At 47.2% G+C, this 15433-nt stretch carries 16 protein-coding genes; 4 read left to right on the forward strand and 12 right to left on the reverse strand.

What is annotated here, in order from left to right:
• The first annotated feature begins 9 nt into the window (after nt 1–9).
• Nucleotides 10–1764, forward strand: coding sequence for a SusD/RagB family nutrient-binding outer membrane lipoprotein (locus BMW79_RS06835; RefSeq protein WP_177192066.1), 1755 nt, complete (start codon nt 10–12; stop codon nt 1762–1764).
• A 120-nt stretch (nt 1765–1884) separates the two neighbouring features.
• On the opposite strand, the gene BMW79_RS06840 is transcribed toward BMW79_RS06835, so the two are convergent.
• From BMW79_RS06840 to BMW79_RS06870, 8 genes are all read right to left on the reverse strand, one after another.
• A complete protein-coding gene (locus BMW79_RS06840) occupies nt 1885–4305 on the reverse strand; it encodes a TonB-dependent receptor (protein ID WP_089892287.1) in 2421 nt (806 codons plus the stop codon).
• Between the two features lie 59 nt (nt 4306–4364).
• Nucleotides 4365–4511 carry a hypothetical protein gene (locus BMW79_RS33835; protein WP_177192067.1) on the reverse strand — a complete coding sequence of 49 codons (147 nt, stop codon included), beginning with the start codon at nt 4509–4511 and terminating at the stop codon, nt 4365–4367.
• The gene (locus BMW79_RS06845; RefSeq protein WP_089892290.1) at nt 4502–4831 is read right to left on the reverse strand and encodes a hypothetical protein; all 330 of its coding nucleotides are present in this window, start codon (nt 4829–4831) and stop codon (nt 4502–4504) included. Before BMW79_RS06845 ends, BMW79_RS33835 begins: the two co-directional genes overlap by 10 nt.
• Nucleotides 4818–5216: a DUF4267 domain-containing protein gene (locus BMW79_RS06850; RefSeq protein ID WP_089892292.1), complete on the reverse strand. Its 399-nt coding sequence runs from the start codon at nt 5214–5216 to the stop codon at nt 4818–4820. The genes BMW79_RS06845 and BMW79_RS06850 overlap by 14 nt, the downstream gene beginning before the upstream one ends.
• Before the next feature lie 77 nt (nt 5217–5293).
• Entirely contained in the window at nt 5294–5875 is a 582-nt protein-coding gene (locus BMW79_RS06855) for a Crp/Fnr family transcriptional regulator (protein ID WP_245752402.1), read from the reverse strand.
• Complete coding sequence (locus tag BMW79_RS06860) at nt 5859–7109, reverse strand: RNA polymerase sigma factor (RefSeq protein WP_089892295.1); 1251 nt, start codon at nt 7107–7109, stop codon at nt 5859–5861. The genes BMW79_RS06855 and BMW79_RS06860 overlap by 17 nt, the downstream gene beginning before the upstream one ends.
• Before the next feature lie 77 nt (nt 7110–7186).
• A complete protein-coding gene (locus BMW79_RS06865; protein WP_089892298.1) occupies nt 7187–7525 on the reverse strand; it encodes a YciI family protein in 339 nt (112 codons plus the stop codon).
• A 38-nt stretch (nt 7526–7563) separates the two neighbouring features.
• A complete protein-coding gene (locus tag BMW79_RS06870) occupies nt 7564–8037 on the reverse strand; it encodes a carboxymuconolactone decarboxylase family protein (protein ID WP_089892301.1) in 474 nt (157 codons plus the stop codon).
• Between the two features lie 265 nt (nt 8038–8302).
• On the opposite strand from BMW79_RS06870, the gene BMW79_RS06880 reads away from it, so the two are divergent.
• Together BMW79_RS06880 and BMW79_RS06885 are read left to right on the forward strand one after the other, a co-directional pair.
• Nucleotides 8303–10135 carry a glycoside hydrolase family 9 protein gene (locus BMW79_RS06880; RefSeq protein ID WP_218150286.1) on the forward strand — a complete coding sequence of 611 codons (1833 nt, stop codon included), beginning with the start codon at nt 8303–8305 and terminating at the stop codon, nt 10133–10135.
• A 74-nt stretch (nt 10136–10209) separates the two neighbouring features.
• The gene (locus BMW79_RS06885; protein WP_089892307.1) at nt 10210–11106 is read left to right on the forward strand and encodes an alpha/beta hydrolase; all 897 of its coding nucleotides are present in this window, start codon (nt 10210–10212) and stop codon (nt 11104–11106) included.
• A gap of 7 nt (nt 11107–11113) precedes the next feature.
• On the opposite strand, the gene BMW79_RS06890 is transcribed toward BMW79_RS06885, so the two are convergent.
• The 4 genes from BMW79_RS06890 to BMW79_RS06905 form a co-directional block, all read right to left on the reverse strand.
• On the reverse strand, nt 11114–12223 hold the full coding sequence (locus BMW79_RS06890) for an acyltransferase family protein (protein WP_089892310.1): 1110 nt from the start codon (nt 12221–12223) through the stop codon (nt 11114–11116).
• 106 nt (nt 12224–12329) lie between these two features.
• Nucleotides 12330–12872, reverse strand: coding sequence for a GNAT family N-acetyltransferase (locus BMW79_RS06895; RefSeq protein WP_089892313.1), 543 nt, complete (start codon nt 12870–12872; stop codon nt 12330–12332).
• A 29-nt stretch (nt 12873–12901) separates the two neighbouring features.
• Complete coding sequence (locus BMW79_RS06900) at nt 12902–13546, reverse strand: NAD(P)-dependent oxidoreductase (protein ID WP_089892314.1); 645 nt, start codon at nt 13544–13546, stop codon at nt 12902–12904.
• 69 nt (nt 13547–13615) lie between these two features.
• Nucleotides 13616–14431: a helix-turn-helix domain-containing protein gene (locus BMW79_RS06905; RefSeq protein WP_089892317.1), complete on the reverse strand. Its 816-nt coding sequence runs from the start codon at nt 14429–14431 to the stop codon at nt 13616–13618.
• A gap of 84 nt (nt 14432–14515) precedes the next feature.
• Between BMW79_RS06905 and BMW79_RS06910 the strand changes: the two genes are divergently transcribed.
• A complete protein-coding gene (locus BMW79_RS06910; RefSeq protein ID WP_089892320.1) occupies nt 14516–15430 on the forward strand; it encodes an SAM hydrolase/SAM-dependent halogenase family protein in 915 nt (304 codons plus the stop codon).
• The last annotated feature ends 3 nt before the right edge of the window (nt 15431–15433 follow it).

Below are 15433 nucleotides of genomic sequence, written 5' to 3' on the forward strand. Positions count from 1 at the left end.
CTGAAAAAAATGAAAAAAGCTTATTTATATACATTGCTGCTGTCAGCGTCATTGTTCGGCGGCTGTAAAAAGGACTTGTCTGACCGTTACTATGACAAAGACAAGCTTACCAGCGGTGGCGGTACAGATGTGGTACCGGGTTTATTCACACAGCTGGTTACCAATAACAAAATTTTCGCGCAGGATTATGGCGAATGGTATTACCTGCTCAACGGCGGTACCAGTATCACCGGCTATGCGCAAATAGCACAGCGTTATGTATCTTATCGCTATGCCTGGTTCTCCGATTATAATGATCTGACCACTGGTAACGGCTTTGATGATTTTCCTATTACCGGACAATCATTTTTCCAAAGCAGCTATACCCGCCTGAAAAACTACGAAGAGCTCACCAATACAGTAGCTGCGCGTACCGGGCAGGATAAACTGGATGCTGATGTTTACCTGAAACTGGCCAGTTTTGTAAAATGCTATCAAAGCGCCAAACTGGTGGATTTCTTTAACAGCATTCCTTACTCCGACGCATTTCAGGGTGCCAAAGGTGGCGCACAATACCTGTTTCCTAAATACGACGATCCTAAAACCGTTTACCAGTCTGTAATCGCAGAAATTGGTACACTGATCGACGCATTACCAGGCGCTTATTCACAGATGTCGGCCTCCGGTCAGGGTATTTTCAAACAACAGGACCTCATTTTTAACGGAGACGTTAATAAATGGGTGGCCTTCATGAACTTTACCCGTCTGAAATTGCTGGTAAGAATTGCCGGTGTGGAAGAAGCATATGCCAAGCCGCTCATTCAGGCTGCATTAGCCAAGCCATTACCACAAACTGATCAGTACTGGTTCTACTGGTACGACATCGTTCCAACCGGTGGTGGTACCTGGATCCGTGGTGTGTATGAAAATACTTTCGCCTCTTTTATTCCTAACATCATCATGAAAAGGCTGAACTACGGTACACCTGCCTATGAAGAAGGAATCGATGATCCACGGCTGCCTGTACTGGCTATGCCTACCAAATACCTCGATTACCGCGGTGTATCTGCCAATATCGAAGCACAGGAAGCCCTGTACAATAGCGGCGAGAAATATTATCCTTATGCGGATAATGTAGTATCTTCTTTTGCACAGAATGCCAAATCAACCTATAACCACGCTACCTTCCACCAGAATGCGAAGATGCCGGTATATATGAGTTCATTGGCCGAACTGGATCTGCTCCTGGCAGAAATTGCCCTCAAAGGATTAGGTAATACAGGTAAATCTGCCGAAGAGCATATTAAAGATGAAGTAACACACTCCATCGCTTTCTGGTATAATATTAATCAGCTGAGCAGCTACGCTAAAACCCAGCTGACACCTGCTCAAATGGCGCTGGTATATCCTGCCAGACCATCTGCTGCCGTAGTAAGCGCATGGGGCGATGTGGTGAAAACCAAATTTACCCTTGCTGCCAGCCAGGATGATAAAATGGAAATTCTGATGCAACAGAAATACCTGCATCTGAACCTCTATCAGCCTTACGAACTGTGGACAGAGCTGAGAAGAACCCGTCACCCTAAGCTGGAACCCTTTACCTGGCATACTTCCGTATGGAAACCAATGCCGGAAAGAGTACGCTACCCAACTATTGAGTTGACCAACAACCCGGACAACTTCAAGAAAGTAGCTCCGGAAAATAATAATACCTCTCCCATTTTCTGGGTACCAGCCGCCGCAAAAGGTAAGGTGCCTTACTGGGATAATTATAATTATCAATAGCAGCGAACAGTGGAATATTGCAGGAAGCCGTCTCTTATAAAGAGACGGCTTCTTCATTTATAGGCATGAAAAAAGGATGTCCTTGTGAGACATCCTTTCGTTATTTATCTTCCCGTAGTATTAAAATTTAAACGCTACGCTTCCCACAAAATTTCTCGGTTTCTGTGGATTTACAGACCAGTAACCGGTATAATACACTTCGTTGGTGATGTTATTCACATTGAAGGATACCCTGAAATGTTTTGCATTGTAAAATACACCGGCATTCAGCAGGGCATAACTGGGCAGGTAAAAGACACCTGTTACACTGTTGTCGATCACTTTATACCTGCTGGCATAGTTACCACCTGCGCCGATACCGCAGTTTTTCAGCGCGCCGTTTACAAATTTATAGGTAGCCCAGAGATTGGCCAGGTTCTGTGGTCCTTGCCCGCCTGGAGCCCTGCCTGGCTGACTGTAAAAGTCATCGCCGTTACCTTCCAGTACTTTTGTATGGTTATAGCTGTAACCGGCAATGATGTTCAGTTCCTGTGTAGGATGAGCATTCAGGTCTATTTCAAATCCACGGCTGCCGAATTTACCACCCTGGGTAGAGTTCATCGGGTTTTTGCTGTCGGGGATTACTTTGTTGCCTACTTTAATATCGTATATAGATAAGGTTCCGTATAATTTATCTGCAAGGATATCTGTTTTGATACCAAATTCTACCTGGTTGGCGTGTTCCGGTTTGAACGACTGGGTACGTTCATAAGTTCCTTCTGTGTTATAAACAGAAGAAGGCGCTACATTCAGAAAGGCATTCATATAACTGGCAAAAACGGATACTTTATCAGGTACGATCTGGTATACCGCGCCAAATTTAGGCGACAGGGCAAACTGTTGGTAACCCTTGTCATCTTTGGCGTTTTTATCTCCTTTTGAATCGAAGTAATCGGCTCTGAGACTCAGCATTACAGACAATGCAGGCGTGATATTCAACACATCGGATACATAGGAGCTGTAGATACTGTTGGTAACGTTGGAGTTGTTACCGTCCGTGCCCGCGAGCAGGCCATATACCGCATCCTTTGTGAGCGGAACGGCCGGGAGTACTTCCTTGGTTTCCGGATTGGTATAATCGGTTACATCACCCTGTGGACTTACGTTTCTGCCGGTTGCCCAGCCGGAGCCCTGATCCACTACGTTGCGGTGGAAGTAGTCCAGCCCGATCAGCAGGCGGTTACGCAAACCACCGATTTTGAAATCGCCGTTGAAGTTTTGTTGTATGTCGAAGGTTTTGGTAGTCTGATTTTCGATGTGGAAATCCTGGCCAAACCATTTATCACCCGGGTCCTGGTCCCAGATATAAGTATAAACACCGTCGGATTTAGTTCTGCTACCGGAGAAAACGGTCTGGGAAGACCAGTTGCCGGAGAGCTTATACAGCATCTGTGCCTGTACGTTGATCCGTGGATTTTTGATGGTGAGTTCGTTGCTGGTGAATGATTCTTTCACATTAAGGTTCAGCTCCTGGATGTTTTTAAAATCGAGCGGAGCTGCGCGGTTGGTGTGAAAGAACACCGGTGGTACCGCTCTTTTTTCCTGGAGTATTTCTGCCATCACATGAAAGGAGAGACGGTCATTTACTTCATATACAAAAGAAGGTGCGATGAAAAGATCTTTCCGGAAACCCGCGTTCTGGAAGGAGTTTTCAGAAGTATAGGCTGCGTTCAGCCTCATCGCAATTTTTTTCTTTTTGCTGAGGAGGGTATTTACATCGGCGGTAACGCGGTTGAGGCCGAAGCTACCGATGCTGTATCCTACTTCTCCACCAAAGCCATAGTAAGGCTTTTTGGTGATGGTGTTGATAATACCGCCGTAGCTCACAAAGCTGGCGCCGAAGAGCGTACCGGAAGGGCCTTTCATGACTTGTACTTCTTCCACATCGGCGGGGTCAAGGTTGCCACTGGTGATGCCGGGCAGGCCGTTAATGAGAGACGGCTGTGCATCGAATCCACGGAGTGCGAAGTAGGAGGCGCCGTCTCCGGATCTGCCGGTAGACTGCCACGTTTGTACAATACCCGGTACATTACGCATTACATCATCGTAGGTGGTAATACCCTGCTGCTTCATGATTTCAGTGGAAACACTGTTATACACCTGCGGATTCTCCAGGTTTTTGAGCGGCATTTTAGCGACTACCTTGCTTTCCCGGTTCATGTTGCGGGAAGAAATAGTGATTTCGTTCAACTGGGCAGCGCTTTCGTTGAGGGTGAAATTTAGTTGCTGCGTTTGTCCGGCAGCCACTGCTACTTCTTTCAGCTGAGTGGCAGAGCCAACGGATGTAATGCGCAGGGTCCAGTTACCTGGTTTGATATTCCTGATGAGATATTCCCCTTTTTCATTGCTGATGCTACCAAGCCTGGTACGTTCTACCGTTATAGTAACATTAATAGCCGGCTGGCCATCACTGGTGGTGACAGTACCACCGATGGTACCGTTCTGGGCGTATACTGCTGCCGAACCGAAGAGGGCGCACAGTATTAATAAGAGTCTGGTCATTTAGATTCACTGGTTGATTGAAAACTTCCGCAAAGGTCCGACGACGAAAAGGGAAAAGTTTACGCAATCGGGAAAATTTTTTGCTGGAAGAGCTGTGCCAGCGCAGGTCTTGCCTGTTTCGGATGACTGTTGAGCCTGCCGTAAAATGTTGATAATGAGTACAACACTTTCCTGGAAGCGGTGTTGGCAGCATTTTTCAGTGCCATACTGCAATAGCCGCCGCTGCTACGGTAACGCCGAGTAAAGTATAGTAGGCGGTCTTCGTAAACGGTTTATTGCTGAACACGCCATTGATCACGGTCACCACGGCAAACAGCCCTGTTTTAGGTATTACTTTGTAATAATTCACATGCGGATACTTTAACGCCACCAGTATTACGCCGGTAACCAGCAGGATAATGCCCAGTATCAGTCCTTTATGATCCCGGAGCTGGGTGTGATAGCTGGACCAGAGCCTGGCCAGTGTAAACAGATAAGCGAGGAAGCATCCGAAATGCAGGAGTAAAACGAGATTAAAGAGCAGCATGAGGTTGTTTTTTAGCAGTGGAAGAAAGGTAATAGATACCCAGTAATAGGGCCAGTACAATGGCTACCAGGTGGGGAATAAGACTGGCGGTTAAATGTGCCGGGTAGTTAAGCACCAGGCTGAAATCCACCACAGGAACCATGGCGCCGGCCAGCATTACTACACCGAGGGCACGGCGTTCGCCGGTCCATAACACGCCCAGTATGACGATACCGGTAAACAGGTCGCGGATGCCTTTGATATAGTGGAAAGAGAAGTTACCATTTACCGGAACGCTAATACCAAAGCCAGTTTCAGCTCCCAATGGGTCCAGGAGGAAGCGGCCGCCGATAAATACCAGGATAAGACCCATAAACAGGGTGCCGTAGAAAGCAATCTTTTTCATTTGTGCATTGTTTAATGATGATGCAACAAAAGTAGACAGCGCTTTCCCGGCGTTCGTTCACCCAGGTTAATAAAAAGCTAAAGCGATAATCTTTTTCTGATCCGGCTTAGAGAAGGAGGTTTTACACCTACAAAAGAAGAAATATAATATTGGGGAACACGTTGTTGCAGATCGGGATAGTCATTTACAAAATGAAGGTATCGTTGCTCCGGCAGATCGGTATAAAGGGAGTTGAGTTTTTTGATGGCCTGCAGGTATAAAAACTCACAGATCAGGCGGCCAAACTTCTGCCCTTCTTTAACTTCGTTATAAATCCGTTGCAGGTTTTCGTACGAGAGCGTTAATATCTCTGTTGGTTCCAGGCATTCTATGTTACGCAGGGAAGGAGAGTGATCGAGGAAGCTTTCATAATTACAGGTCCAGTCGTTTTCTTTTCCGAAATCGAGGGTCACTTCTTCCCCGGAATCTTTGATGTTATAGTAGCGGATCAATCCTTTTTCAATAAACCCTGCTTCCCGGCATACCTGCCCTTCCCGCAGGAAGTGATCATTTTTTTGATATTGTTTGCTGACGAAGAGAGAAGAGATGAATTCTTTTTCTGCTTCATCGAGATGGATCAGGTATCCGAAACTACGGATCAGGTTAGTGTGTATGCTCATCGGGAATGCTATCGATTTGCGCCTGTATGCCCTGTTTTTCAGTGTCTGTTTTGGCCAGTTGCCAGGCCTTCTGAAAATTCAGTCTGGCTTTTTTGTTATCAATATTTTTATACAATTCTCCCAGTAAGATAAAGTAGAAATGATTATTCTCCAGCTTCAATTTTTCAGCTTCTATCAGCGCCGCTGCCTGTCCGTTTGCCTTATATAATGCAAAGGTGCGGTTCAGGGCTACGCTGGGGGAGTAATTGATCATGAGTAATGAATTATACAGCTGCAGGATCTCTTCCCATTTTTCCGGGGTATCTTCTTTCCGGCAGTGCCAGTAGGCAATCCTCGCTTCGAGATGGTAGGAGGTCACTTCGTTGCCGGCAGCAGATAATTGCAGGAAATGAATGCCCTGGTGTATGAGAGACTGATCCCAGAGGGTTTCATCCTGTGCTTCGTAGAGCACCGGTATGCCTTCGGGCGATTGACGGGCATTGAAGCGGGACGCATGAAAACACATCAGTGCGATCAATGCATTTGTTTTAGGCAGATTGGTTTTGTCGTATTCCGTCAGCATCAGCCCCAGGCGCAGGGCTTCTACGCAAAGGTCTTGCCGGAGGATCTCGTTTTGTGTCTGGGAGTAATATCCTTCGCTGAAAAGTAAGTAAATAATATGCAGCACATTATCGAGGCGTTGTGTAATTTCCTGTGCCGGCGGCAATTCCATCTTTATGTTTTCCGTGCGCAGTTTTTCTTTGGCGCGGAACAATCTTTTATTGATGGTTTCCTTATTGGATAGAAAGGCTTCTGCAATTTCATCGATACCAAATCCGCAGAGGATACGCAGTGCCAGTCCGATCTGCGCTTCGCTGGCAATAGCCGGATTGCAGACGGCAAACAGCATCTGTAGCTGACTGTCTTTGATATTTTCCTGTGAGAAGTTCAAGGCATCGGCATCTTCCACGAGTTCGTGCCGGGCGGTTACTTCCGGTCGTACTTTTTCGTCGAAAATTTTATTTCTTCTGAAATGATGGATCGTTTTCTGTTTGGCGACGGTATACAGCCAGGCAGCCGGATTTGGTGGCAGCCCTTTTGTATCCCAGGTTTCAGCGGCTACCAGGAAGGTTTCACTGACTATATCTTCCGCGATTTCAATGTGCTGTAATCCGTACAGCTTACTGATCACCGCCACCATCTTGGAGAATTCCTGTTTGAATAACTGCTTCAGCGATACTGGTTCCTTTTCCATATAACATAGTGAAACCACGCTGGCGCCAGCGTGGTTTTTTTTCGTTGTACCGTGAAGCCCGTATCACGGTACAACGGTTATTGCATGAGTTCTCTTACTTCCACACTGCCGCTGTAGTTTAATGCCGGACAGCCGTGTGCCAGGGTGGTGGCCTCTTCCAGGCTATCGGCCATTACTACGATAAAGCCACCGAGCCGCTCCCGGATCTCCACAAAAGGACCATCCGTGACTACACCACCGGCTTTGAGTACTTTCCCTTCCAATGCCAGGCGGGATCCTTTATTGACGAATTTTCCCTGTGCAGCGATACCGCCTATCCAGTCCTGCCAGTTCTTGTGCAGGTGCTGGTATTCTTCAGCGGAGAGTTTATCGTAGGCGTATTCTGACTGCCGGAATAATAATGCGAATTCTTTCATCTCGGTGTTATTTAAATCGTGCCTGAATATAGGAATTATTAGTTGGCTTTTGCAGCGAACATTCCGGGTTGATAATGGCCACCTGGTGTACGGAAGGCAATGTTGATCCGGTTGTAACTGTTAATGGTAGTTACCGCGATGGTCAGGTCTACAATTTCTTCTTCAGAAAAATGGTTACGCAATTCTTCATACACGGCATCCGGTACTTCATGCTGATGGATGGTGGTCAAGGCTTCTGCCCAGGCAAATGCAGCACGTTCGCGGTCGGTGTACACGATGGCTTCTCTCCAGCCTGCTATCATGTGGAGGCGTTGTTCTGTTTCTCCTTCTGCCCGTGCATCTTTGGCGTGCATATCCAGGCAGAAAGCGCAACCATTGATCTGTGATACACGGAAGTAGATCAGATGCAGCAAAGAGGCTTCTACGGATGCTTTGGCCAGGTAGGCGCCTACAGAAGATAATGCTTTGACTGCTTTTCCACCGGTGGTCATTAAGTTAATTCTTGGTTCCATTTTATTAAGTTTTGTATGTGATGAATTTGTTTGTTTATACCTGAATAAGGATCGGGAAAATCCGGATTGGACATCTGCCGGGAAATATTTTTAAATTTTTTTTCGGGAGAGATGTAAGCTTGATAATCTGGCGCTAATATATCAATTTTATCGACCATGTTTCTGGCCCGCCATTGGAATAAAAGACCGGATCCTTTAAAAGGGATTGATTATTTTAGGGATCTGATGATATTATCAACCCTGTTTGTCGCTTTAAAACTTACACATGAAATTTCTGATCAAAAGGATGTTGTTCCTGCTGTTGCTGGCGCCAGAACTCCTGCTGGCCCAACCGGTGAAAGTACTCACCAATCATATTGGCTACGAATTTAACCTGCCGAAGAAAGCAGTGGTAGTAGCAGACACGAAAGAGAATATTACCGGGTTTGAATTGATAGAAACCGCTACCGGCAAAAAGGTATATACCGGGAAAGTGAATTTCAGCGGACCGGTAGATAAATGGAAACACTGGCTTTTCTGGACCATCGATTTCAGCGGCTATACTACCAAAGGAAATTATTTTCTGCGGGTGAATGTAGCAGGCAAACCCGTGCAGTCCTATCCTTTTTCTATCGATAAAAATGTACTGGAACAGGCTACTATTTCTGATGTGGTATATTATTTCAAAGGGCAGCGCAGCTCCGGATTGCTGGACCAGGCAGATCATCACCTGTTGCTGGCCGGCAAAACAAAGGATACCATAGATGCGCATGGTGGCTGGTATGATGCCACCGGTGACTACGGAAAACACCTGTCTCATTTATCTTTTTCCTCCTATTTCAATCCTCAGCAGGTATCCCTCACGGTATGGAGCCTGCTGAAAACATATGACCTGCTGCAGCAGAAGCCAGGAACCGATTACCGGCAGTACCTGCGCCGGATCCAGGATGAAGCCATGTATGGGGCTGATTACCTGGTGCGGTTGAAGGCGCCCAATGGCTCCTTTTACCGGTCGGTGTCCGCCCCTGGTCCCGGTAAAATGGCGAAAGACCGCGTGATCCGCGCAGAAGATAAAGGCTACCGGATCAAACAGAATAAGGATCAGTCGTACAGCAGCAATTCTTCCGGGGAAGATAACGACTGGCGCAGTTACCAGTCGAGCTACCGTTCCGGGGCAGGACTGTCGATAGCGGCCCTGGCCATTGCTTCCACCTACGATACTTCCGGTGAATTTACCAACAGGGATTACCTGAAAGCTGCAGAGGAAGCCTTTGCTTTCCTGGAAAAAGAAAATGCCCGGATGACCAATGACGGGAAAGAGAATATTGTAGATGATTATTGCGCATTGAGTGCCGCAACCGAGTTATATAAAGCCACGAAGAAGCCGGTATACCTGGCAGCTGCCGGTAAGCGGGCCGCTCAGTTGGCGGACCGGCTGATCAGCAAAGGAAAATATACCAATTACTTCCGGGCAGATGATAAGGATCGTCCTTTCTTTCACCCGTCTGATGCGGGGCTGCCGGTGGTGGCGTTGCTGAACTACTATCCGTTGGCAACGGCGGCTGAGCAGGACAGATTGAAAACAACTATCCGCAAATCGGTACAGTATGAGCTGGCGGTAACAGCAGAAGTAAATAACCCGTTCGGCTATAGCCGGCAATACACAGAAGACACGGCAGGTGTGCGTAAAACGGCTTTCTTCTTCCCGCAGGGCAGTGAGGCATCGCCATGGTGGCAGGGAGAGAATGCCCGGTTGGGTTCCATTGCCACCGCTGCCCGGATGGCGGCTAAATTCTTCAAAACGGAACCTGCACTGAGCGACAGCCTGGAGAACCTGGCGTTGCAGCAGCTCAACTGGATCCTGGGGCTTAATCCTTTTGATGCCTGTATGTTGCAGGGCAGCGGGCATAATAACCCCGCTTATGGCTTCTTTGGCACCTTTGAATATACCAATGCCCCGGGTGGGATCGTGAACGGCATTACCGGCGGACTGACAAGTGAAAATGATATTGATTTCAACGTGTCTTATGCTACTACGGGTAAAGATTACGACTGGCGCTGGGCGGAGCAATGGTTACCCCATGCCGCCTGGTTCCTGCTGGCCGTAGCGGAGAAATAGGCAACTATTTGTAATCACATAATATTTAAGATTTCGTAAACACTTGGAAGGGCTGCAATTTTTTCTTTTGAGGGATGATTCAACTCAATTATCCGCGCAGGAAGAAAATGCTGGCCCTTCTTGTTTTTGCGTTACCTATCCTTACAGTATCCGTAAAAGCCCAGGAAATAAAGCCTTTATACAAGGATTCAATTCCTAACAGCATTGGCAAAATTGCACCTGCCGACGCACCTACCCTCACCATTTATAAGCCTGAAAAGCCCAACGGAGCGGCAGTTATCATCTTTCCCGGCGGTGCCTACGCTTTCCTGGCCTTTGCCGAAGAAGGCACGAAGATAGCAGAAGCGTTTATTACCAAAGGGGTAACAGCATTTGTAGTGAAGTACCGGTTGCCTTCAGATGCCACCATGCGGGATAAAAGTATGGGGCCCCTGCAGGATGCCCAGCAGGCGATCAAAACGGTGCGGATGAATGCCGCTACATGGGGAATTGATCCGCACAAGATAGGAATTGCCGGCTACTCTGCCGGAGGCCACGTAGCTTCTACGCTGGGCACGCACAGCGCCCGCAGCTACATACCCAACAAGGAAAATACAGATCTCCGCCCGGACTTTATGATCCTGGTATACCCGGTGATCAGCATGAATAAGGAACTGACACACCAGGGCTCCAGTATAAACCTGCTTGGTAACGATCCTTCCAAAGAGAAGATCGCTTTCTTTTCCAACGAAGAATGGGTAAATAATAATACACCTCCTGCTTATATCACGCATACCAACGATGATGCCGTGGTGAATGTAAATAACAGCGTCGCTTTTTACCAGGCTATGCAACGGGGAGGTATTCCGGCAGAACTACATCTTTTCCCTACCGGCAATCACGGCTTTACACAACGGTTACCCGTATACGAATGGCTGGATCCTATGCTGTGGTGGATGAAAAGAGGGGGCTGGATTCCCAATACCCCCTGATACTAAATCATGGCATAGCTGTATGAACGGGTGGTGGGGTTGGTGTGGCTGGTTTTGGTGCATGCAGCATCTTGATCAGCGGTCGCTCCACCTTGTAGTAAAAGAAGATACCCACGGCAATAGCCAGCACCATATGCACGATGATAGATACATCTGCATTCATGAAATAACCGGTGCGGGCATAAATCTGCGCAAGCAGGTAAAAGAAGGTATAGTGAGTCAGGTAAATAGAATAAGAGGCATCTCCGATCAGCAGGCCCGGTCGGTTGTTCCATAGCCGGTTCCATACGTCTTTCTTTTCCAGGAAGATACAGCCGGCCAGGATACACGCACTGGGCAAGCCCCATAACCATACCCTTTTCATGCTACCGGTGCCACTGGTCACGCTACCCAGTTCAGAAATATTTCCGAAGCCATGCCAGATGTTATAAATGTAACCACCTACACCCACTGCCAGCAACAGCCACGCAATACCCACCGGCACTTTTGCATGACGGTATAACCAGAAAATAATCACACCGAAAAGGAATTCCAGCATAATAGGATTGGTATAGAATATCAGCCTGAAATCCGTAGGTTTTAATAATACGCCGGCAAGTACCAGCGCAGGAATAACAAGTAACAGCAATAACGTTTTATATTTTGTGCGGAATAAAATCAATACAAAAAACAACATATAAAACCACCACTCATAACTCAGCGACCAGCCCACTACCAGGATAGGCGCCAGCCATTTCTGTGAGTTTAATACGGGCAACATAAAGATGGTATCTCTCCATCCATATAAAATAGCGGTGAGCGGGTAAAACTGATCGTATAAGCAAAACAGTACCATGTAGCATACACTGGCTACATAGTAAATCGGGTTGATCCTCAGAAAACGTTTCTTCAGGAAGTCGGCACCGTCGCGGGCGCCAAAGTAATTACTGGCTACATAGCTGATAATAAAACCAGAGATACCAAAGAACAGGTCTACGCCGATAGCACCGAAGTTTTCCAGGAAAAAAAACTTCTGTTGATGGGAAACAGCGAAGGCTTCCTGCAGATCAATGGCATGAACATGTACCACCAGGATAACTGCTACTGCTCTTAATAACTGTATGCTGTTAATCTTCATAATACGGGATACTGATTGAGGGTAAAGGATGGCAACACCGGTCACTTTTTGTGTATAGCAAGTTATAAAGCCCCGCTGTAATTACACCTCAGTCAGTATCCCTCTTTCAGCTGTGTGATAACAGCCACTTATCCTTACTGATTTCAAACCAGTTATGTAATATCCCGTCTTCGTAAAAAGTGCCGTTCTGCATGAAGCCAACCTTTTCCAGTACGCGCCGGGAGGCGGCGTTGCCGGCATCTGTCATGGCGAAGAGCTGATCCGCTTTCAGTTCGTTAAATCCATACGCCAGTGATGCAATGGCGCATTCCGTGGCATAGCCTTTTCCCCAGTATCTTTTAATAAACCGGTACCCTACATCGTAATAATTAACATGACCATTGACCGGTTCCTTGATGAGTTTCAATCCTGCCCATCCCACAAAATGATTGGTCTCTTTTTCTATAACCGCCCATCTGCCAATGCCATTGTCTTTATACTGCTGCCGGATCATCTCTATCACCGCACTTGATTCAGCGATCGTTTTTACGGGGTTATTGCCCAGGTAAAGATGTACCGCTTCGTCTGAGTCCAGTTCAAACATCCCGGCAGCATCCGCCGGTATAAGCTCCCGCAGTATGAGCTGCGGAGTGGATGTAAAAATCTTCATACAGGTGTGTCTTTGCACCCAATTTAGAATTATTTCCAGTAAGAAATGCCCGGTGTTTGATGAATAAACCTGGAATCGTTCAGTTGTTTCAGCATAAAATCAGCTACATCTGCCCGGGAAACTTTTACAGTGATATTCGGATCTGTGGGCGCAAAACCATACCGGTAGCGGCCTGTCAGTTCTCCATCTGTCAGGTTGCCCGGCCGTACAATCACCCAGTCGAGCGAACTGCCTTTGATATACTGTTCCTGTAACGCATGATCTGCAAATCCTTTCTTTAATATAAAAGGCACGATAATGTATTTGAAAATAAAGGGTGTTCTGTTCAGTACTTCCCGGCTATCGCCATAGCCCAGTGAAGTTTGACAGATAAACCGTTTCAATCCTTTCTTTTCCATGGCACGGATAATATTGCGGGTACCTTCCGAGCGCAATACGCCGGTTTTATTGGCGGGCATGCCGATGGCGGATAACACAGCGTCGTGGCCGGCTATAGCTGGTTCAATGGTATTGTAATCCAGTACGTCGCCTTTTACAATAGTGAGTTGTGGATGTTGCTGTTGCACCAGGGATGGGTTGCGTACAAATGCGGTAACAGTATGTCCCTGCCGGAGTGCCTGGGTAACCAATTCGCGTCCTGTGCCGCCGGTGGCGCCGAAAATAAGTAACTTCATCGTCTTTAATTTTATGATCCAAAATTAGGACGATGCTTACCCCGGAAATAGAACAAAACCGACAGGTGCTCAGGAATTTCTCAGCATGAAGTTGGTGCCGATCTCACTCGATTTTTTCTGGTACTGATAAGGGGAGAAGCCGGTGAATTCTTTGAAAGCCCGGATATAGTGCGACTGATCCGCATAGTCGTTTTCAAAAGCAATATCGGAAAGCTTGGTATAGTTATTACTTTTTAACTGCGCCAATGAGTGCTGAAAGCGGCATATACGCGAAAATAATTTGGGGGAGATGCCAACGCCCTGTTTGAACCGGCGCTCAAAACTTCTTTCCGTTAACTGCAACTCCTGCTGTAAGTCTTTCAACGCAATGCTGCCCCTGGAGGCAATGATCTGCGACAATGCATACTGTGTAACAGTGTCGGTAGTTGTACTGCTTTTATTGATCTGTTGGAACAGGAAGGCGGCAATGATATCGATTTTCCCGGCTAACGACAAGGTATTCCCCAGCTTTTCTGCCAGGTGAAAATCTTTCGTTCTATCCAGTAAGCCGAGGTCTAAGCAGCTATTGGTCAGTTCATCCGCATTTAAGCCAAAAACAGATTTCAGCGCATTGGGATAGCAACATACCCCGATGGCATACACGCCGCCGGTTAATTCAAGTGTAGTGGCTTTAGTGGTTTGCCCATACAGCAACAGATCCGGCAAAGGCTTCTTTTCCTGGTAAAAAATGCCGTCGGCCGATTGCTGGAAAATCAATCCCGGGCATCCATCTGCTACCGGTCCGAAGATATGTGGTGTGGCAGATACACCGCCGCTCTCCAGCGTCCAGAAATAACGGACGTGGTGCTTAAGATAGGATGGCGGTGGTATTTCCTGGTATTTCATTTACTACAGATGAATTAACTTCAAGTTAAGAATTTTTACTGATTTCATAATAATCTACTAAATTTGTAGACTAATCGACTCCCCATGAGAATTGCATTACATCATTTTATCAGCTGCATCGCATTATTGGTTCTTACCAGCACCGGATTTGCTCAAAACAAGATTGTTGTGTTTCAATCGGATTTCGGCCTGAAAGATGGCGCCGTATCCGCCATGAAAGGCGTGGCCTCCGGCGTTTCTTTTGATCTGAAATTATATGATCTGACGCATGAAATACCTGCTTATAATATCTGGGAAGCGGCTTACCGGCTGCAACAAACCGTTCCCTACTGGCCTGCAGGCACCGTGTTTGTATCGGTAGTAGATCCCGGCGTTGGTACCAGCCGTAAATCGGTGGTGCTCAAAACCAACAGCGGCCACTTTATTGTGACGCCCGATAATGGCACCCTTACCCTGATTGCCGCCTCTGAAGGCATCGCGGAAATACGGGAGATCAACGAAGCCGTGAACCGGCGGAAAGACTCCCAGAAATCCTATACGTTCCATGGCCGGGATGTGTATGCCTATACCGGCGCGCGACTGGCAGCCGGTGCTATCACCTTTGACCAGGTAGGACCCGTGCTACCTGCCCAGGTAGTAAAAATTCCTTACCAGGCCCCCGCATTGGAAGGAGGAAAGCTGAAAGGCAACATTTCTATTTTAGATGTGCAGTATGGCAACGTATGGACCAACATCACGGGCGATTTACTGAACCAGCTGCATCCGCAATACGGCGATATCCTGCATGTCACTTTCTTCCATAACGGCAAAAAGGTACACGAAACAGATGCGCCTTACAGCCAAACTTTTGGCGCCGTGGCCGAAGGAAAACCGCTCAGTTACCTCAACAGCCTGCTGCAATTATCGTTTGCACTGAACCAGGGCAACTTTGCCGCCACTTATCATATAGGCAGCGGTAGTGAGTGGAGCGTGGAAGTCACCTTGTCTCCCAAAAAATAAATC

The sequence above is a fragment of the Chitinophaga arvensicola genome, assembly GCF_900110835.1.
In the GTDB taxonomy this organism is placed as follows: domain Bacteria; phylum Bacteroidota; class Bacteroidia; order Chitinophagales; family Chitinophagaceae; genus Chitinophaga; species Chitinophaga arvensicola.